We start from the raw sequence: 18,578 nt of genomic DNA, 5'->3' as shown, positions 1-18,578 counted from the left end.
GATCGGAGCATCTGTTCGGAAAGACCCATGCGTACAGTCGGCAAGGCCCTCACGATCCTGGACCTGTTCACGGAGCAGCGCCCGTCGCTCACGCTGACGGAGATCGCGCGCGCCACTGGCATCGACACCGCGACCTGCCACCGGATGCTGAAAGTGCTGGAGCGGCACGGCTACGTCTTCAGGCAGGCCGCGACCAAGCACTACAGCCTGGGGGCGACGGTGCTGCGGCTGGCGCGCACCCGCGAGATCACGACCCCGATGAGCGCCACGCTCCAGGCGGTGGTCGACGCGCTGACGGAGAAGGTCTCGGAAACCTCGCACGCCTCGGTCATCGCCGGCCAACAGGTGGCCACGGTCGCCGCCAGGGAGGGGACGCGCAGCAACCGCGTCCATGTCGAATATGGCGCGCGCATGGAACTTCACGCCACCGCCACCGGTCTTGCCTGCTTAGCCTATGCGGACGCCGCGTTCGTGGAACATGCGCTGGCCGCGCAGATGACGCGCTTCACGGCGACCACCGTTTCCAACGCCAAGGCCCTTGAGGAAGCGCTCTCGCTTACGCGCTCGCGCGGCTACAGCGTCGCCGATTGCAGCTTCGACGCCGACGTGGTCGGTGTCGGCGCGCCATTCTTCAACGCCGACGGCATCGCCATGGGTGCGGTGGCGGTGGCGACGCCCGCTAACCGCATGAACGCGCCCAATCTGGCCAGGACGGCGCTTGAAGTCATGGCCGCCGGCATCGAGGCGACGCGGCGGCTAGGCGGAATTCCGCCGCAGGATTTCCTTGACCTCTACCGGCTCATGGCAGCGCGTGACGACGCTGCCTGAATCGGATTGCATCTGAAAGGACCCTCACATGCGCGATACCAATTTCCTGATCGGGAACAATGCCAAGCATGTCTGGCACCCCATGGCCCACCCCGGTGAAATGCGTGCCAACCCGCCCCGCATCATCGAGCGGGGCGAGGGTGTCGAGATCGTCGACATCCACGGCCATCGCACGCTGGACGGCGTCGGCGGCCTGTGGAACGTCAACCTCGGCTATTCCTGCGATCCGGTGAAGCAGGCCATCACCGGCCAGTTGCAGAAGCTGCCCTACTATAACGCCTTCCGCGGCACGACCACCTCGCCGCTGATCGAGCTTTCCTATGAGCTGTGCGAGTTCTTCAAGCCGGAAGGCATGGGTCGGGCCTTCCTGACCTCCGGCGGTTCGGATTCGGTCGAGACGTGCCTGCGTCTGGCCAGGCAGTACCACAGGGCGAACGGCCAGCCGGAGCGCACGAAATTCGTGTCGCTTAAGAAGGGCTATCACGGCACCCATTTCGGGGGCGCTTCGGTCAACGGCAATCCGAACTTCCGGCGCAATTACGAACCGATGCTGGCCGGCGTCATTCACCTGCCGTCGCCCTATACCTATCGCAACCCGTTCGATACGGAAGACGGCGCGGTGATTGCCCGCAAGATCGGCGAGGCGTTCGAGGAGGAGATCGCCTTCCACGGCGCCGACACCATCGCAGCACTCATCATGGAGCCGGTCCTCGGATCGGGCGGCGTCATCGTTCCGCATGAAAGCTTTTTCCCGCTCATGCGCGAAATCTGCGACCGGCACGGCATCCTGCTCATCGCCGACGAGGTCATCACCGGCTTCGGTCGCGCCGGCTCCGAATGCGGCTCGAGGTTGTGGGGCATCAAGCCGGACATGATGTCGACGGCCAAGGGTATCACCAACGGCTATTTCCCGCTCGGTGCCGCCATGATCGGCGAGCATCTGGCAAGCGCTTTCGAGACCGCAAAAGGTCCGGCCGGCACGATCAGCCATGGTTACACCTATTCCGGCCACCCGATCGGCGCCGCCGCGGCGCTGGCAACGCTTTCCGAGGTGAAGCGTCTCGACGTGGCCGCCAACGCCAAGGCGCGCGGCGAAGAACTGCTCGCCGGCCTTCAGGACTTGAAGCGGCGGCACGAGATCGTCGGCGATGCGCGCGGCAAGGGCCTGATGGCGGCATTGGAACTGGTGAGCGATCGAGAGAAGAAGACGCCTGCGGCCAAGGAGGTGGTGCAGGCGCTCTATGACAAGACCTATGAGGAGGGCGTGATGGTGCGTACCTCCGGCGCCAACGTCATCATTTCGCCCTGCCTGGTCATCGACAGTGGCCATGTGAGCCGTATCCTGTCGGCACTGGATGCGGGGCTCGCCGCCGCAGGGAGGAAACTGAAGGCGCATTGAAGATGGAAAGCCGCGCCGGCGCGCAGATGCCTCCGGCGCGTGGAGGAAAAGGGAGGTTCCGCCAATGGAAGTGCAAAGTGCGATCGAACCGATCGCAGACATGGTGTCGCTGATCGGACGAGAGGATTTCAGCCAGGGCTTCTTTGCCGCCATGAACCGATTGATCGGCATCGATCATTGCACCGTGTTCATGGCTGACGAGAGCGCGATGAGAACCCTTGTGGCGCAGGCCAACACCGAGGAATCCTCGGGCCGGGCGCGCATGCTCGCCGAAAGCTACATCAAGGAGGGCTATCGCAGCGATCCGGTTTGGAACATGTACGAAAACCTGCCCGAGGCAAAATGCAGCCTTCTGGTGTCGCCCGCCGCAGCGGCGGACGACACCTACCGGCAGGAGTTCTACGTCAAACCCCGGATCAAGCACGAGCTCGCCGTCACGTCGACGGTGAATGCCAAAAGGATCTATGCCGGCTTCTATCGCGAGGAAGGCGGGGAGGAGTTTTCGCACGGCTCGATGGAGTTCCTGCAGCATTGCGGCTCCGCCATCATCCAGATCCTGCACAAGCACGGCGAGGTGTCCCGGCATCGCGACACCGGACGGCCCCGCGCCATCAGCCAGAAAGCGCTGCTCGAACGCGTGCAGGCAGCCATCAACGCCGACAACAACACGCTGACGGCGCGCGAGGCCCAGATCTGCGCCTCGATCGTGCTCGGCTACACCGTGCTCGGCATCAGCCTGAACCTCGGCATCAGCATCAACACGGTGGCCACGCACCGCAAGCGCGCTTATGCCAAGCTGCGCGTGTCGAGCCAGAACGAGCTGTTTGCGCGCTATTTCTCCATCGTTGAGCATAACATGGACGTGATGCGTCATCACTGAGAGCTGACTTTCCTTCGATTCCACGAGGCCTAAACCGCCCCGGCACCCGGGCGGCTTCCGCTCGCGTTTGCAGTACCGGTTGCCCGGTTCGTCACGTTTCAAGGGGAGGGGATCGAGGGTGCCGCGACTGTAGAGTGCGGCATCACCGTTCTACTCGAGAACAGAGACGTTCCATAATCGACCAGAGGAAAAGATGCAGACCAGGGTTGCCAGGCTGGGCCATATCGGCCTCACCGTGCGGGACATCGATCGCACCGTTGCGTTCTACGAGCGCTATCTGGGAATGCGGCTGACGGAAAAGTTCGAATATCCGGAAGAGAAGATCGGCCACGGCGTGGCTGTCGCCGCCGGCGCCTTCATCCGCTGCGACGTCACGCATCACGAACTTTCCATCTTCCGCATGCGCAAGGACATCCTGCCCGACGATGCGCCGGATGCCCCACGCTACGGATTCGGCCTGCATCACATCGCCTTCGAGCTTGCCAGCCCGCAGGACTTGCTCGATCTCTTCGTCAAGATGCGCGACGACGGCGTGGAGATCGTCAATTGTCGCAAGGGCGGGCCTGGCAACCAGCCGCGCTTCTATGCCCGCGATCCCGACGGCAACCTGCTCGAATTCTATTGGGGCATCGACAAGATCGGCTGGGAAGGCAAGCCGCGCCCCTACGATCCCATCCAGGAGATCGACCTGCTCGCCTTTGATTTCGATGCCTTCGCACAAAAGCGCGAAGCCGATGCAGGGCGTGCCCGGGCTTAGCTCAATTCTCCCATTGTCGCGTCATGATCCCGGGGTGGTCGCCATCAGCCGGGATCGTGCCCCGTCCGAATGCAGGAAGTCAGCCATGAATGCCGTCACCTCGACCGGCCCCGCCATCACCGTCGGCGAACTCGTCGCGCGCGCCGAAACGCTGCGGCCGCTGCTGCGTGAGGAGCAGCCCGCAACCGAAGCGAACCGCTTTCCAACGCAGAAGATCTATGATGCGCTGTCCGAGGCCGGGCTGTTCCATATCCTCAAGCCGAAGCGGTTCGGCGGCTATGAGATGAATCTCGACGACTTCTACCGTGTCGTCATCGAGATCGCGCGGGGATGTCCCGACACCGGCTGGTGGTTTGCGTTGGGTACCGGCCATGCCGCGCAGATAGCATCTTATTTCAATGAGCGCGCGCAGGCCGAGATATTCGGGCTCAGGCCGAATTTCCAGGCGCCGTGGTCCTTTGTCGCCCACAATCCCGTCGCCGGGAAAGTCGATGGCGGCTATCGGGTCAGCGGCACCTGGTACTATTGTTCCGGTGTGCCCTACGCCAGCCACTTCATGGGCAACATGGCTCTGCCCAAGGCTGAAGGCGCGACCGAGGCGCCGATGCTTACGGTGGTCGTGCCTGAAGGCGGCTTCACGCGCCTCGACAATTGGGGCGATCTGATGGGCATGAAAGGCAGCGGCTCCCACGGCGTCGTGCTGGACGACGTGTTCGTGCCCGATCACATGACGTTCCGTTTCGACGGCGACGCCGGGATAGACGGCCCCACCGTCGGGTCAATCCTGCATGGTAACCCGCTCTATGGCGGGCTGTTCGCCGCCTTCGCGGAAGGCGGCCTCGCGGCCATGGCGACCGGCCTCGCCTTCGCCGCGCTCGACGAGTATGAGGACCTCATCGCCACCAGGAACACGCCGGGCACGGCGACGCTGAGGGCCTACAACCCCGACTACCAGCGCTCCTACGGGCAGGCGGTTGCGCTGGCCGACAGCGCCCGCGCAATCACTTTGCAGGGCGCCAACCTCTATCTGGAACATGCGGCCCGCTGCGTGGCGGGCGAGGCGCCCTTCACCATAGAAAAAGCAGTGCGCCTGGATGGCATGTACCACATGGCCGAGCGGCTGGCCTACGAGGCGGTGGAGCTTCTGGTCAGGACCGCATCGTCCGCGGCGCTGAAGGACGGCGCGCGGCTGCCGCGCTATTTGCGCGACATCATCATGTGCGTCAGCCGTGGCCACGACCAGTTCGAGTTCCGCGCGCCGAATATCGCCAAGGAAATGCTCGCCCGCACCCGGGGCCTCGCTTTCTAGGCCGGCTTCGGCATCGAACAGATCAATGACAGGAACGATGACATGAAACTCGTCAGCTACGAAGAAAACGGCAAACCCCGTTTCGGTGCGATCGTCGGTGAGCATGTGCTCGATCTCGCGCGCGCCAGCGAGGCCTATGCGGCCTCGGATGGCTCGATCGCGAGGATCCCCGCGCGCGTCGAGGAGTTCTTCGAGGATTGCGAAGCGCTTTCGGCCTCCGCGCGAAAGGTGATCGTGCGTTTCGAGGCGGAAAATACCAAGGCGCCGGCCGTCTCGAAGCCTTTGACCGAGGTGAAGCTTCTCCCGCCCATCGCCCGTCCGCCCAAAATCGTGTGCGTGGCGCGCAACTATGCCGAGCATGCCAAGGAGGCGGGCCTGGAGATTTCGCCGATACCCATCATGTTCGCGCGCTTCGCGAGAACGCTCGTGGCCGATGGCGAGCCGGTGCGGGTTCCGGCAGTCTCGCACCAGCTCGACTGGGAGGGCGAACTGGCAGTCATCATCGGCAAGGACACCAGGGGCAAGCGCATCTCCAAGGCCGAAGCGATGGATTACGTGTTCGGCTATTCGATCTTCAACGACGTGACGGTGCGCGACTATCAGTTCCGCATCACGCAGTACACCGCCGGCAAGAACTTCCGCACGTCCGGCCCGTTCGGTCCGGTCATCGTCACCGCCGACGAGATCGCTGACCCGCACAATCTCGATATCAGGACCACGCTCAACGGCAAGGTCGAGCAATCGGCCAACACCTCGACGATGATCTACGATATTCCCACCATTTTGGAGAACATCGCCGAATTCATCGATCTGGAACCGGGCGACGTCATTCCCACCGGCACGCCGGCCGGTGTCGGCTTCAAGCGCAAGCCGCCCGTCTTCCTCAAGGAAGGCGATACCATCGCCGTCGAGATTCCTGGTATCGGTGTCCTCTCCAATCCGATTCACAATGAGGAACAGCGCTGATGTCACAGGAAACATTTGAACGCGGGCTGGAAATCCGCAAGGCGGTTCTGGGCACCGAATATGTGGAAAAGTCGCTTGGCGCCGCCGACGACTTCAACCGCGATTTCCAGAACCTCGTCACCGAATATTGCTGGGGTGCCGGCTGGGGCCGCACGGCGCTGAGCCGCCGCGACAAAAGCCTGCTCAACCTGGTCATGCTGGGCGCGCTCAACCGGAGCCATGAATTCAAGCTGCACTTGAGGGGCGCGCTCACCAATGGCTGCACGCGCGAGGAGATCAAGGACACGCTGATCCAACTCGCCATCTATGCCGGCATTCCCGCCGGCGTGGAGGCTTTCCGGCTGGCCCGGGAAGTCTTCAAGGAAGTGGACGGAGCGTCGACCACCTGACGGCGGTCATCGACCGCAGGTCACCCAAGCAAGGTATGTCTGCGATTGCACAGTGGAGGTAAAAACGGAGCGGGTCGGCAGGTCGGAAAAGATTGCCTGCACCCTTCCCATTCCAGCTCCGGAGAATCCAAATGTCCGTCATGGTTGTCATCCGTTTCCCCGTTGCCCACAGCGCAGTCGTCGAGTGGGCTTCCAAAAACGGCGAATTGCTCGCACCGATCATCAAGCTGTTCGATAAGCATGGCCGCATCAGCCATCGCGCCGTGACCAGCGACATGGAATTCCTGGACTTCGACGAATGGCCGAGCGCCGAGGCCTATGCGGCCTTCAAGGCCGAAGCGGGGCCGTATATCGACAAGTTCGAAGAAGCCTTCGGCCACAGGTCCACCGATACCGTCTACAAGACGGTCGAATGATTCGATCTCCCAGCACGATCGGTGAAGGGCCGCGCCCGCCGCGGCCCTTTTTTGCGCCAGGCTTTGTCTGTAGCTGCGGGTTCGGAAGCATAAGAAAAAGGCCCGCATGGCTTGCATGCGGGCTCCTTTCGTCGGGAAGGATGCCGTTCGTTCTAGGCCAGCTGCGGCAGGTTCTTTTCGCCGAGCAGCAGTCCACCCGCGGCCTCGAGCGCGCGGCGCTGGTGACTGATGTGGACCAGCAGCGTATCGAGATCGCGGCGGCGGCGCTCGAAGGGGCTGCGGGCATAAATGGTCGACGCGCCCAGAAGCTCGATCGCCATGGTGCAGGCCTTCTTGATCTGGTGGCCGGCATTGACGGACGAAAGCTCCGCCTCGGACTGTTCCTCCGGTGTCAGCATCGCACCGGAAAACAGGCGATCGCTGAGACGAGTGGCAACGGCGATGGAGAAATCGCGCGCGGCGCGATAGTTCATCTCCGCCTCGGCGTAGTTGATGCGCATGAAGCGGTCGTTGGGCGAGCGCTTGCGCAGTTCCTTGTTGACGTCGTCCAGGATGCGCCGGCCGAGCCCGAGAACCACGCCTTGCAGCGAGATCGCGATCAGGTTGGCATAGCGCGCCAGCGGCGGCAGGTGCTCGGCCGCTCCTTCGAAATATTTGAAGACGTATTTGTCCGGTACCACCACGTCCTCGACCTCGTAGTCGGTGCTCCCCGACCCGCGCAGGCCCAGCGTGTACCAGGTGTCGAGGAGCTTCACTTCGTCCTTCGGCAGATAGGCGACGCGGAATTCCGGCTTGCCTTCGGCGTCGCGGAGCAGCTCGCCGTTTTCATGCAGGTGGATGCCGCAGACGATGCAGTCGGCGCTGTGTATGCCACTGCCGAACGGCCAGCGGCCCTTCCTGATGTGCCAGCCGCCTTCGACACGGTCGGCGCGCTGGGGCGGGTAGTATCCGCCTGCGGTGGCGAAATCCATGGACGTATACAATTCGCGCGCCACAGGCTCCGCGAATTGGGCGGCGTAGAACCCGGTGTCGGACAATATCTGTACGTTCCAGGCCACCGACGCGTCGTGATATGACAGCGCCTCGACGGCGCGGATCTGGTCCTCGAACCGCATTTCCGGGCCGCCCCACGAAGCCGGCCAGGCGATGCGGAACGCGCCCGCCTGCCGCAAGGCGTCCAGCACCCGCGGCGTCAGGTGACGGATCCGGTCGATTTCGTTCGCCTCCTCCTCGATGAGGGGGCCGAGCGCCTTCAACTTTTCAATGATCTCCTGCGACGACATGTAAGCCTCGCCGGCGGGTTCGGGTTTGATGGTCTGGGGGTGTGCCGTCACGGTTGAACCTCTGGTTCTGTTGCCGCCTGGGCGGCCGTTGGAGGGCGTGGCTGTCAGTTGCGGCGGTCGAGCACCGACCAGTAGCGGGGCGCGCGAAGCTGGTCGACGCTCAGGAAACCGGGCCCGGCGTCCATGACGTCGCGCACGCGGTTGACCAGCGAGGCGCAGGTGATGACGTCGCCATGGAAATTGTCGGTGCGCATATTCATGCCGGGATTGCCCTCGACGATCCATTCGTTGAAGGCGCCTTCGCCCTGCGGCAGGAAGCGCATGATGAACTGGCCTTCGGCCACCACGCCGCCCTCCAGCTCGAACACGACACGCTCCATCGTGCCGCAGGTCGTGCCCTTGCGGATCGTGCGGCCGAGCTTCTCCACCGGCATGTCGGCTTCCGCGAGCACCGGTTCGTTGGTGACCTTCGCGGACCTGATCGCCAGGCCGAGCGCGCGGCAGAGCGGCCGCAGCGCCACCTCGAAAATGCCGCGATGCTCCGAGACGGCACCGTGGCCCTTCGCATGGAATTCTTCCGCCGTCAGCCCCATCTGGCCGCCATGCTGCCCGGCTGTGCCGAAGGCGGAGAGATCGCAGATATTGCGCCCGATGATGCGATCCAGCTTCTGCACCGACGCCAGGAAGGACAAGGGTTGCGCGAACCAGAAGGTGTCCTGCACGCCCACGCTGGCCAAGGTCCTGCCGTGAGCGCGGAAGATGGCGTCGAGCTCGCGCGCTTTTGCCGTCTCGCTGTCGATGTAGAACGGCTCGAAGGCGTCCTCGGCGATGGTCAGCACGTCGAGGCCGGCCTTTGCCGCCTTTGCCGCCGGCTCGAACAGGTCGGCAAGGCGCGAGCAATGCGTCATGAGCGCGATATCCGCGTCGAACTGATCGAACGGCACGTCCGGCGTGCAGATCCGCACACCCTGCAATTCCGGGGTGGAGAAATCCTTGCCCTCCGTGGTGCGCACATAGGCGGCCACCACCTCCACGTTCTTTTCGCGCAGGTATTTCGCGGTCATCCTGCCCATGGTGCCCAGCCCATAGACGATTGCCCTGATAGGTCTCATCCGTTGCTCCCGCTGGCCGATCGGCGGCCGCCGTTTCCTCTCCTACGAAAATCGTCCAAGCGGCCGTGGGGGTACATACCCCTCCAAGGTGAAACGGAAAATGCTATCGACGGGGCCTTGCGCTGCGTCGCGTTACGCAGTCATTGGCGGTGTAACGCTGCAATGCAGAACGCCCGGTACGCTGAGCGTCCGGGCGTTTGGGGAGCCGATTTATGCCAGATTGACGGCGATTGTGGCTAGGTTCAAGCCACGAAGCCGATTGTGGGCAGCGCCCGGAACATGCCGTTGCCCGACTGGTCGAACTCCGGGAATCCGCCCAGGGTCGAGCGATAGAAACCCAACTCATTGAAGAACACGGGAATGATCCAGGCTCCGCGCTCGAACAGGATTTCCTGAAGACGTTTCACCTTGGCTGCGACGTCGGCCGGATCGTGACTGGCATTGGCGGCCTTCCAGATTTCGAGATATTCCTCATCCGTCCACTTCAAGGTCGGGATACCGGGGTTCGGCCCATCGATCAGCGACGATGTCATGAAGAACGGCATAGGCGGATAGAAGTCGCCGCCATGGAATTTGCGTTGCGTGAATTCCTCGTTGAAGAACCGTGCAGGGTCGAGTTGGGTGACGGTCACGTTGATCCCGATATCCTTGGCGTTCTCGGCCAGGATCAACGCGGTTGCGACATCCTCCTGCATCACCAGTTCGATCGACATGCCGCTCAGGCCGGCTTCTTCGACCAACGCCTTGGCCTTCGCGACATCGCGCTGTCTTACGAGGGACTTGTCGTAGTTCGGGTCGAAGGGTGAGTAGAGGTCGTCGGCTTTCTTGGCGTAGCCGTTATAGGCGGAATTGACGACGGCGTCGCGATCCAGCACCAGCCGCATCGCCTGCCGCAGCTTGTTCTCCTTGAACGGCTCGACATCGGCGCGCATGTGGATGGGATAGCACTTGCCCGTCGCCGAATTGTAGAGCTTGAATTCCTCCTTGCCCTCGATCTCGCCGACCAATGAGGCGTCGATGCCCGTGGCGACGTCCACCTGACCGGCGTATAGACCATTCAGCAGCGCGGATGGCTCTTCAAACGGCCTGATTTCGATCTGATCGAGGAAAGCGGGCTGCCCATGGTGGCTGTCGAACCGGGCTAGGGACATGCTCTGGGACAGTTCGAGCGACGCGATCCTGAACGGACCGGTGCCGATCGGCTTGTTCTGGTCGTAGTCGGCAGGCACCATTCCGGAGTAGCCGCCGGCGAGCGCGACCGGGAACCAGTTGCGCGGCGCCTCCAGCGTGACACGCACGGTCAACGGGTCCAGCGCCTCGTAGCGGGAGATAGGTCCCAGATATCCTCGCGCGACGGTGCCGTCTTCGCGGATCTTCTTCAGGCTGAAGATGACATCCTCGGCAGTCAGTTCCTTGCCGTTGTGAAACTTCACGGCGGGCTTGATCTTGATGATCCATTTGGTGGCGGTGTCGTCCTCGGCCTCGACGGACTCGGCCAGAAGGTTCTCCAGGACTCCTTTATTGTCGAGACGGGTCAGGCCTTCGAAAACCACGCCCTGGTTCAACAGGGTCACGACCGGGTCGCCAGAGCGATAGGGGTCGACGGGGCCGAACACCCCCTTGCCGACGAAACCCAGGACGATGCGGCCGCCCTTGGCGAGCGTTTGCGCCTGCGCCCGACCGCTGCCTGCGACAGGGCCTAGTGCTCCCGCCAGAACCAAGGCGGACGTCATTCCGAGAAAGCCGCGACGTGAAGTCTGAAAACCGGTCGTGCCGGTCGTCCTATTTCTGGTGTCCATTGCAAGTCCCTCTGGAGCCGGACCGTGTCAGGCAGGGCTGCCCCACCACCGCCGATTCTTGTTGTCGTTGAGATGGAAGATCAGGTGTAATTTGATCCCCTCGTCGCAAGATTATTTTGGGGAAACCGGCGGCGTATATACCCTTTCGAGGTGAGACTCCGCGCCTCCGACCGCAGCCAGGCGAGGCAAGTTGCCTTATCCGGCACCTTGGTTGTTACCTGTGGTTGGTAACAGCGTTCCGCGCCGCACCTTTGAGGGTGCTGGCGGAATGATCCCGCCGAACGGTCTGCGGGCTACCGATAGTCTCGTTCCGGCTTACCGACGAAGAACGGACGCACCGCGGGCGCGACTTCGCTTTCGTCCCAGAAACCGATCAGGCAACCGAAATCGGCCTCCGTGCCGCGCTGTGCGAACAGGGCCTCGTCAGTAACCGTCGTGCGCTGGGCATAGCGTCGAGCCCAGCGGTTGAGCATTTCGTAGAGCCTTTGCCTCGTCTCTTCATGTGCCGGATCGGTGCCCAGATCGGTCAGTTCCCGCGGATCGGTTTCAAGATCGAAAAGTATGGGGGCGAAGCCGCCATCGGCATGCATCATCTTGAAGCGGCCGTCGAAGATCATGAACAGATGTGCATCCGATGGCAAAAGGTCGAGACGCTCCGCCGGAAGCAGGCCGCCGTAATCGAGTTCCGAAAAGACCGCGGTTCTCCAGTTCTCCGGTGTCTCACCCCGCAGCCAGGGCAGCAGGGAGCGGCCCTCCACGACATGCTTGAGCACCTTGCCTCCCAGGACCTCGATGAAGGTGGGGGTGAGGTCGATGGCTTCGACAAGGGCATCGCATAGCGTGCCGCGTGTCTTGTCCGCTGCTTCCGACGGGTCGTAGATGACCAGCGGAACCTTCACGGACGGCTCGTGAAACAGGCACTTGTCGCCCATCCAGTGGTCGCCGAGATAGTCGCCGTGATCGGACGTCAGCACGATCATCGTGTCCTGCATGCGCCCGGTGGCTTCGAGGTGGTCGAGCAGCCGCCCAAGTTCGGCATCGCACTGCGCCACAAGCCCCATATAGGCCGGCACGACCGTATCGCGAACCTCGTCGCGGCTGAAGCTGCGCCCTTCCGGCATCTCCATGAATGCCTCGAAGACGGGATTGGCATTGTGCCGTTCCGCATCGCTGCGGACCGGCGGCACCACTTTGTCCGGCCCGAACATCGAGGCATATGGCTCCGGCGCGATGTAGGGCCAGTGCGGCTTGATGAAGGAGAGATGGCACAACCAGGGCGCATCGCCCCGGCTGTCCAGAAATTCGATGGCCCGGTCGGTCAGCCAGGGTGTTTCGCTGTCTTCCTCGCGGATGTTGGCGGCTGCGCGGCTGTTCTTCAAATACCAGCCCGAGGCGATGTTGCCGGCCTCGTCGATCCCTGAATTCGCGTGGACGTGCCAGGGATTCGGCGCCGGATATCCCTTTGCGATAAGCGCGTCGTTATAGGGTGAATCGATCGGCTCGTCGGGGTTCTCGGGCCCGATGCAAACCAGGCCGTCCTCGCGGACCCAGATGTCGTAGCCGCATTCCGAGACGCGCGCGCCGATGATGCTGTCGGCGGGAACGCCCAGCCGGCGCATGCCTTCGACGTCGGCCACCATATGCGTCTTGCCGATCAGCCAGCATTCCGCGCCGGCATCGCGCAGATAATCGCCCAGCGTGCGCTCGCCGATCTTCAGGGGATAGCCGTTCCCCGCTGCGCCGTGAGAATGGACATACCTGCCGGTGTAACAGCTCATTCGGCTCGGGCCGCAGATCGGCGACTGGACGTAGGCGTTGGTGAAACGCACGCCCTTGGCGGCGAGGCGGTCGAAATTCGGTGTCTTCAGGTAAGGGTGCCCGGCGCAACTCAAATAGTCGAATCTGAGCTGATCGTACATGATGAACAGAACATTTTTCGCGGCGGACATCTATGGCTCTCCAACGTGGGCGCTGAAACAGACCGGCTGAACCCCGGCATCTCAATACCCCAGATGCATGACGTTACAACCGTTCGGACGTTGCCGGCGTCACCGCGCTTGCGGCGGTCGCGCAGGAATGGACGCCGCGACGCGAGAGGCAGTTAGGGCCCTCATGTCGATCAACCCGGATCCGTGGCCGGCGGGGTGAACAGCGCCCTCAGCCAGTCGGCCGTGGCGCTGGCGGCGGCCTTGTGGACAATGTCGGCGCGGGTGATGAGGAAAAGCGAATTGGCGGTTCGCACCGCATGCGCGAAGGGGCGGATCAGCAGCCCCCGCTGGAGATAGTGGGACGAACTGATGTTTCCGCAGAGGGCCACGCCGAAGCCGTGACAGCAGGCCTCGGTCGTGTTGAGCGCGTTGCCGAGATAATGGCGCTGGTCGGAAAGGTCGTCGGTCACGCCGAGGCTTCCCAGCCAGATATCCCATTCATAGCCGTCGTCCGCGCACAGGATGGGGAATTGACGAAGGTCCGCCGGCGTTTCGAGCCTGGCGCCGTTCCGCAGCAGATCGGGACTGCACACCGGGAACAGGAAGATGTCGGTCAGGTGCTCGACGTTGCGGCCGGGCCACGCCCCGTTTCCATAGCGGATGCAGATGTCCACGTCGCGCGAGTGCACCTCACGGTCCTCGTTGGAAGGGATCAGGCGCAGGCGCACATCGGCGAAACGCCGGTGGAACTCGCCCAGATGATGCACCAGGCGATGACCCACCAGCCCCGGCGGCGCGCTGACGGTGACCTCGCCGCGCAGGCTGTCTGCCTGCTTCAGGATCTGGAATATCTCCTCGAAGGATTTCAGCCCTTTGCGGATATTCTCGTAGATGGCGATCCCTGCCGCCGTCAGCTCGATCCTGTTTCCCTGCCGCAGGAAGAGGCTGGTGCCGAGGCAATCCTCGAGGTTGCGGATCTGCTGGCTGACCGCTCCGTGAGAAACCAGCAGTTCGTTTCCCGCCAGCGTGAAGGAGCCCAGCCGCGCGGCGGCTTCGAATACGCGCAAAGCGTTGAGGGGCGGCAGTCGCATGGGGGTTCCTGGCAGTCGAATGCCCCCTCACGTTAGAAAATCTAACGGAATTCCTCAAGACTTTCTCTGTTGCAAGAGATTCGCATATAGCGACAAAAAGAGCGCGGCATTGCAGGAGGAACATCATGAAAGCCAAGCAGCTCGTTCTTGTCGCGGCATTCCAGTTCGTGGTCGCGGCGGGGGCCGCGCAGGCCGATCCGATCCGGATCGGGACCGAGGGCGGTTACCGGCCATGGAACTTCGTGAACGACAAAGGTGAACTGGACGGATTCGAGATCGATCTGGCCAAGACCCTGTGCAAGCGGATGAACGCGGAATGCACATTCCTCCAGAACAGCTGGGACGGTCTGGTGCCCGGACTCGACGCCGGCCGCTACGACGTGCTGTTTTCCGGTTTCGCGATGACCGCCGCCCGCGCCGAAAAGGTCGATATGGCAGGTCCATATGCGACCCTGGCGATGGCCTTCTATACCGTGGCCGACAGTCCGCTGGCGAATGTCGAAGCCAAGCCGCCGGTGTCCTTCGATCGGGATCCCGCCGCAGCCGAGGCGGCGATCGCGGAGATGCGCAAGCACCTTTCCGGCCAGTCAATTGGTGTGTCGGCATCGGGTCTCAGCGCGCGCTTCGTCGAGACCTATTTCAAGGACGCGGCGGACGTGCGCCAGTACCGCCGGCTGGACGAGATCGATATCGACGTCGCTTCCGGCCGCGTGGCGGCGGGCCTCACGCAGTTGTCTTACGCAACCGAGATGATCGGACGCAACAAGGACGTTTCCTACAAGCTGATCGGCCCGGCCTTCGAGGGCGGAATGCTCGGGCAGGGGGTTGGCGCGCTCGTGGCCAAAGGCAATCACGAGATGCAGGCGAAATTCCAGACCGCCATTGACGCGGCCATTGCCGACGGGACCGTCCGCGATCTCAGCCACAAATGGTTCAACGCGGACATGACGCCGGTTCGGTAAGCATTTTTGCTGTCAGGGCGGGATCGCCTGGCGTCGCGGGGACGCGGCAAGACAAGGGTGGAGCGACGGCCCGGAATGATCCGGGCCACTGCTCTGGAGCCCGGGCGGAGGCGGACCCGGAGGGCACGGAATTGGATTTTTCACCGTTGTGGGAGGGCGTCTGGGGCGCACTCATGCTGCGCGCCATGGGCATGACCCTGCTCGTCGCCTGCCTGGCTTTCCTGTTCGGGCAGGCGGTGGGGCTTGGACTGACGCTTGCCCAGCTTTCGGGAGCCCGGGTCCTGGCACGCCCGGCACAAGTCTACGGCACGATCGTGCGCGGCGTTCCGGAACTGCTGATCATCTATCTGATCTTCTTCGGCGGCAGCAACACGCTCGGCTGGTTCGCGGCCTGGTTCGGCCACCGGGGTTATATCGAGATCAGCCCGATGGCCACCGGCGTGGTGGCGATCGGCATGATCTGCGGCGCCTATTCCAGCGAGGTGCTGCGCGGCGCGATCGCCGCCGTGCCGCGCGGTCAGGTCGAGGCCGCGACCGCATTCGGAATGTCGCGGTTCAAGAGAGCGCGACGCATAACCGGACCGCTGGCCCTGCGCTACGCCTTGCCCGGCCTCGGCAACATCTGGCTGACCACGATCAAGGAGACTTCGCTTATCTCGGTGGTGGGATTGGTCGAGATCATGCGCCAGGCGGGCATCGCCGGCGCCTCCACGCGCCAGCCGTTCACCTATTATGTCGTGGCCGCCGCCATCTACCTGCTCCTGACCGGGGGATCGGTTCTCGCACTCGGCCGGGTCGAGCGTCTGTTCGGGCGCGGCACCGTTGCGCGAAGGGCCTGAAGATGGACTTCTTCCTTCATGTCATCGCTGAGCTTGGCCAGGGGCTGCCACTGACGCTCGAGATCGTCGGGCTGAGCCTTGCGTGCAGCTTCGTTCTAGGTCTGGGACTCGCGCTCGTGCGCCAATATGGCGCCGGATGGGCTCGTAACGCGGTGGTGGCTTATCTGGCGATATTCCGCGGCCTGCCGTTGCTGATACAGATCTACGTCATCTATTTCGGCCTCGCCCAGTTCGCCGCCGTCCGCTCAAGCTTTCTATGGCCGGTGCTGCGCGAACCGTTCTGGTGCGCGATCATCGCGATCTCGGCCTGTGCTTCCGCCTATGCGTGCGAAATCTTCCGTGGCGGACTGCTGTCGGTCTCCGAAAAGGAAATCGACGCGGCGCGGGCCTTTGCCATGTCGCGCCTGATGACGCTGCGGCGGATCGTGCTGCCGCAGGCCCTGCGGCAGGCCTTGCCGGCCTACGGCAACGAAATCGTCTACCTGGTCAAGATGAGCGCGGTAGCCTCCATCATCACCCTTCCAGAAATCACCGCGCGCGCCTTCGCCATCGTCACCGAAACCTATCGGGTGTTCGAGGTGCTGTCCGTGGCCGGTGCGTTCTATCTGGCGATCAACGTCGCGGCCACGCTGCTCGTGAGATGGCTGGAACACGCGCTGACGCCAAGAATCAAACCAGTCCGAGCCTATCAGGCCAACTAGCCGGGATATCAGATGCAACGTGAGAAAAGCCGCGCAGGCGGCAGGATGGCGCTCGACCATTGGCAGCGGCTGGAACGCACTATGGCCGGCCAGTCCGTGGACCGGTTGCCGATCAGCCTCTGGCGGCACTTCCCGGTGGAAGACGAGACGGCTGAGGGGCTTGCGGAGGCCAGCCTGCGCTGGCAGCGCCGTTTCGATTTCGACCTCGTGAAGTTCATGCCGACCGGCACCTTCAGCGCCCAGGATTGGGGCCTGCGCACGGACTACGTGCCTTCGATGTTCGGCACGCGGCGCGTCCTGAGCCCCGGCATCTCCCGCCTTTGCGACTGGGAGCGGCTGCGGGTGCTCGATCCGGGCGCCGGCTGCCTGGGCATCCAGGTGGAGGCGCTGGCGCGCATCGTGGCCGGCCTGGACGGCGAGGCGCCGGTTCTGCTGACGATCTTCAGCCCGCTTACCACCGCTTTGAAGCTCGCCGGCAAGGATGGGCTCCTGCTGGCGATGCGCGATGTCCCGGATCTGCTCGAGGCCGCTCTTGAAGTGATCACGCAGACGACGATCCGCTTCGTGGCAGCCTCCGTCGAGGCCGGGGCGCATGGCCTGTTCATCGCGACGCAATGCGCGGATGCCGATGTCATGCCGGAAGAGGATCATCGTCGCTTCGGCGAGCCCTACGATCTGCGGGTGCTCGCTTCTCCCGCCTGCGCCTTGCCGTTGCGCATGTTGCACGTCCACGGCGTGCGGGCTTATTTCGACCGGCTGGCCGCCTATCCCGTCAACATGCTGAACTGGCATGACCGGATGGCGGGGCCGACTCTCGAACAGGGAATAGCGAAATTCCCGGGCGTCGTGGCCGGCGGGATCAACGAAGAAGGGCCCATTTCGGGCACGGACGTCGAAGCCGCCCGCGCGCACCTGCGTGAAGTCATGGGACCGCGGATCGCCAGGCGCACGATGATTGCGCCCGGTTGCTCGCTGACCATGTCCACGAGCGACGAAATGATCGACGCCATGATCGACGAAGTGGCGCGTCACGGTGCGCGGCAGGCCGAATTTGAGGAGAGCGGAAATGACGAATGACGCCCCTGTCGTACGGGTCGAAGGGCTCGAGAAAAGCTTTGCGGGCCTGAAGGTCCTCAAGGGCGTGTCGCTGAGCGCCAGGAAGGGCGAGGTGGTCGCGATCCTGGGGCGATCGGGTTCCGGGAAGAGCACCTTCCTGCGTTGCCTGAACCTGCTCGAGACGCCCGACCAGGGCAGGCTTTCGATCGATGGCCGCGAATTGACCTTCCCATTCGGCGGGAATGGCCCCAAGCCGTCGCGCAAGACGATCGAAAACCTGCGGGCGGTGACGGGGATGGTGTTCCAGGGCTTCAACCTCTGGAGCCACAAGACCGCGATCGAGAACATCACCGAAGCGCCGATCCACGTGCTCGGCCGTCCGAAGGCCGAATGTATCGAGGAAGCCCGCGCCCTTCTTGCCAGGGTCGGCCTGTCGGACCGCGCGGATTATTATCCGATGCATCTTTCCGGCGGCCAGCAGCAGCGGGTGGCCATAGCGCGCGCGCTTGCGATGCGGCCGAAGGTCATCCTGTTCGACGAGCCGACCTCGGCGCTCGATCCGGAGCTGGTGGGCGAAGTGTTGCAGGTGATGCGAGGCCTTGCGGAGGACGGCATGACCATGCTGGTCGTCACCCACGAGATCGGTTTCGCGCGGGAGGTGGCAAACCGCGTCGTGTTCTTCGAGGAGGGGCGGGTCGGGCTCGACGCTTCGCCGCGCGAGGCTTTCGGCAACCACCCGCATGAGGGCTTCCGCCGCTTCCTCGCCAGCCAGGGCAATGCGATGGGCACGGCGGCCGGCTGATCGCCGAGGAAAGTGGCGCGGATGTTCCAGCCGGGCCGCCCGCGACGAAGCCCGGCGCGCA

At 63.5% G+C, this 18,578-nt stretch carries 18 protein-coding genes; 13 read left to right on the top strand and 5 right to left on the bottom strand.

Annotated features, from left to right (window positions below; genetic code table 11):
- The first annotated feature begins 27 nt into the window (after window positions 1-27).
- The 8 genes from QU595_RS27945 to QU595_RS27910 all read left to right on the top strand — a co-directional run bounded on the left by QU595_RS27945 (window position 28) and on the right by QU595_RS27910 (window position 6,944).
- Window positions 28-828 carry an IclR family transcriptional regulator gene (locus tag QU595_RS27945; RefSeq protein WP_315928201.1) on the top strand — a complete coding sequence of 267 codons (801 nt, stop codon included), beginning with the start codon at window positions 28-30 and terminating at the stop codon, window positions 826-828.
- Between the two features lie 28 nt (window positions 829-856).
- A complete protein-coding gene (locus tag QU595_RS27940; protein WP_315928199.1) occupies window positions 857-2,227 on the top strand; it encodes an aminotransferase class III-fold pyridoxal phosphate-dependent enzyme in 1,371 nt (456 codons plus the stop codon).
- 64 nt (window positions 2,228-2,291) lie between these two features.
- Window positions 2,292-3,107, top strand: a complete 816-nt coding sequence (locus QU595_RS27935; protein ID WP_315928197.1) for a helix-turn-helix transcriptional regulator — start codon at window positions 2,292-2,294, stop codon at window positions 3,105-3,107.
- 193 nt (window positions 3,108-3,300) lie between these two features.
- The gene (locus QU595_RS27930) at window positions 3,301-3,864 is read left to right on the top strand and encodes a VOC family protein (protein ID WP_315928196.1); all 564 of its coding nucleotides are present in this window, start codon (window positions 3,301-3,303) and stop codon (window positions 3,862-3,864) included.
- A gap of 85 nt (window positions 3,865-3,949) precedes the next feature.
- Complete coding sequence (locus QU595_RS27925; RefSeq protein ID WP_315928194.1) at window positions 3,950-5,173, top strand: acyl-CoA dehydrogenase family protein; 1,224 nt, start codon at window positions 3,950-3,952, stop codon at window positions 5,171-5,173.
- A gap of 42 nt (window positions 5,174-5,215) precedes the next feature.
- Window positions 5,216-6,139, top strand: coding sequence for a fumarylacetoacetate hydrolase family protein (locus QU595_RS27920; protein ID WP_315928192.1), 924 nt, complete (start codon window positions 5,216-5,218; stop codon window positions 6,137-6,139).
- Window positions 6,139-6,528: a carboxymuconolactone decarboxylase family protein gene (locus tag QU595_RS27915; RefSeq protein WP_315928190.1), complete on the top strand. Its 390-nt coding sequence runs from the start codon at window positions 6,139-6,141 to the stop codon at window positions 6,526-6,528. The genes QU595_RS27920 and QU595_RS27915 overlap by 1 nt, the downstream gene beginning before the upstream one ends.
- Window positions 6,529-6,659: 131 nt before the next feature.
- Window positions 6,660-6,944, top strand: a complete 285-nt coding sequence (locus tag QU595_RS27910) for a hypothetical protein (protein ID WP_315928188.1) — start codon at window positions 6,660-6,662, stop codon at window positions 6,942-6,944.
- 152 nt (window positions 6,945-7,096) lie between these two features.
- On the opposite strand, the gene QU595_RS27905 is transcribed toward QU595_RS27910, so the two are convergent.
- The 5 genes from QU595_RS27905 to QU595_RS27885 all read right to left on the bottom strand — a co-directional run bounded on the left by QU595_RS27905 (window position 7,097) and on the right by QU595_RS27885 (window position 14,157).
- Window positions 7,097-8,278, bottom strand: coding sequence for an acyl-CoA dehydrogenase family protein (locus QU595_RS27905; protein WP_315928186.1), 1,182 nt, complete (start codon window positions 8,276-8,278; stop codon window positions 7,097-7,099).
- Between the two features lie 53 nt (window positions 8,279-8,331).
- A complete protein-coding gene (locus tag QU595_RS27900) occupies window positions 8,332-9,339 on the bottom strand; it encodes a hypothetical protein (RefSeq protein WP_315928184.1) in 1,008 nt (335 codons plus the stop codon).
- A 242-nt stretch (window positions 9,340-9,581) separates the two neighbouring features.
- Window positions 9,582-11,138 (bottom strand): ABC transporter substrate-binding protein, encoded by a 1,557-nt coding sequence (locus QU595_RS27895; protein WP_315928182.1) that lies wholly within the window; start codon window positions 11,136-11,138, stop codon window positions 9,582-9,584.
- Between the two features lie 293 nt (window positions 11,139-11,431).
- Window positions 11,432-13,087 carry a sulfatase-like hydrolase/transferase gene (locus QU595_RS27890; RefSeq protein ID WP_315928180.1) on the bottom strand — a complete coding sequence of 552 codons (1,656 nt, stop codon included), beginning with the start codon at window positions 13,085-13,087 and terminating at the stop codon, window positions 11,432-11,434.
- 170 nt (window positions 13,088-13,257) lie between these two features.
- A complete protein-coding gene (locus tag QU595_RS27885) occupies window positions 13,258-14,157 on the bottom strand; it encodes a LysR substrate-binding domain-containing protein (protein ID WP_315928177.1) in 900 nt (299 codons plus the stop codon).
- Between the two features lie 125 nt (window positions 14,158-14,282).
- Between QU595_RS27885 and QU595_RS27880 the strand changes: the two genes are divergently transcribed.
- From QU595_RS27880 to QU595_RS27860, 5 genes are all read left to right on the top strand, one after another.
- The gene (locus tag QU595_RS27880; protein ID WP_315928175.1) at window positions 14,283-15,119 is read left to right on the top strand and encodes a transporter substrate-binding domain-containing protein; all 837 of its coding nucleotides are present in this window, start codon (window positions 14,283-14,285) and stop codon (window positions 15,117-15,119) included.
- 131 nt (window positions 15,120-15,250) lie between these two features.
- Window positions 15,251-15,958 carry an ABC transporter permease subunit gene (locus QU595_RS27875; protein ID WP_315928173.1) on the top strand — a complete coding sequence of 236 codons (708 nt, stop codon included), beginning with the start codon at window positions 15,251-15,253 and terminating at the stop codon, window positions 15,956-15,958.
- A 2-nt stretch (window positions 15,959-15,960) separates the two neighbouring features.
- Window positions 15,961-16,659, top strand: a complete 699-nt coding sequence (locus QU595_RS27870) for an ABC transporter permease subunit (RefSeq protein ID WP_315928171.1) — start codon at window positions 15,961-15,963, stop codon at window positions 16,657-16,659.
- A gap of 12 nt (window positions 16,660-16,671) precedes the next feature.
- A complete protein-coding gene (locus QU595_RS27865; RefSeq protein WP_315928169.1) occupies window positions 16,672-17,736 on the top strand; it encodes a uroporphyrinogen decarboxylase family protein in 1,065 nt (354 codons plus the stop codon).
- Window positions 17,726-18,517 (top strand): amino acid ABC transporter ATP-binding protein, encoded by a 792-nt coding sequence (locus tag QU595_RS27860; RefSeq protein ID WP_315928167.1) that lies wholly within the window; start codon window positions 17,726-17,728, stop codon window positions 18,515-18,517. The genes QU595_RS27865 and QU595_RS27860 overlap by 11 nt, the downstream gene beginning before the upstream one ends.
- Window positions 18,518-18,578: the final 61 nt, after the last annotated feature.

The organism is Mesorhizobium sp. SP-1A, assembly GCF_032460275.1.
Classification (GTDB): Bacteria; Pseudomonadota; Alphaproteobacteria; order Rhizobiales; family Rhizobiaceae; genus Mesorhizobium.
Note: the sequence above shows the minus strand (reverse complement) of the source record. Positions and strands in the feature narration are given on the sequence as shown.

Coding starts and splice junctions, on each gene's coding strand:
- QU595_RS27915 (WP_315928190.1), top strand. CDS start 6,139: ATGTCACAGGAAACATTTGAACGCGGGCTGGAAATCCGCAAGGCGGTT.
- QU595_RS27940 (WP_315928199.1), top strand. CDS start 857: ATGCGCGATACCAATTTCCTGATCGGGAACAATGCCAAGCATGTCTGG.
- QU595_RS27885 (WP_315928177.1), bottom strand. CDS start 14,157: ATGCGACTGCCGCCCCTCAACGCTTTGCGCGTATTCGAAGCCGCCGCG.
- QU595_RS27880 (WP_315928175.1), top strand. CDS start 14,283: ATGAAAGCCAAGCAGCTCGTTCTTGTCGCGGCATTCCAGTTCGTGGTC.
- QU595_RS27900 (WP_315928184.1), bottom strand. CDS start 9,339: ATGAGACCTATCAGGGCAATCGTCTATGGGCTGGGCACCATGGGCAGG.
- QU595_RS27945 (WP_315928201.1), top strand. CDS start 28: ATGCGTACAGTCGGCAAGGCCCTCACGATCCTGGACCTGTTCACGGAG.
- QU595_RS27930 (WP_315928196.1), top strand. CDS start 3,301: ATGCAGACCAGGGTTGCCAGGCTGGGCCATATCGGCCTCACCGTGCGG.
- QU595_RS27910 (WP_315928188.1), top strand. CDS start 6,660: ATGTCCGTCATGGTTGTCATCCGTTTCCCCGTTGCCCACAGCGCAGTC.
- QU595_RS27865 (WP_315928169.1), top strand. CDS start 16,672: ATGCAACGTGAGAAAAGCCGCGCAGGCGGCAGGATGGCGCTCGACCAT.
- QU595_RS27935 (WP_315928197.1), top strand. CDS start 2,292: ATGGAAGTGCAAAGTGCGATCGAACCGATCGCAGACATGGTGTCGCTG.
- QU595_RS27925 (WP_315928194.1), top strand. CDS start 3,950: ATGAATGCCGTCACCTCGACCGGCCCCGCCATCACCGTCGGCGAACTC.
- QU595_RS27895 (WP_315928182.1), bottom strand. CDS start 11,138: ATGGACACCAGAAATAGGACGACCGGCACGACCGGTTTTCAGACTTCA.
- QU595_RS27920 (WP_315928192.1), top strand. CDS start 5,216: ATGAAACTCGTCAGCTACGAAGAAAACGGCAAACCCCGTTTCGGTGCG.
- QU595_RS27890 (WP_315928180.1), bottom strand. CDS start 13,087: ATGTCCGCCGCGAAAAATGTTCTGTTCATCATGTACGATCAGCTCAGA.
- QU595_RS27860 (WP_315928167.1), top strand. CDS start 17,726: ATGACGAATGACGCCCCTGTCGTACGGGTCGAAGGGCTCGAGAAAAGC.
- QU595_RS27870 (WP_315928171.1), top strand. CDS start 15,961: ATGGACTTCTTCCTTCATGTCATCGCTGAGCTTGGCCAGGGGCTGCCA.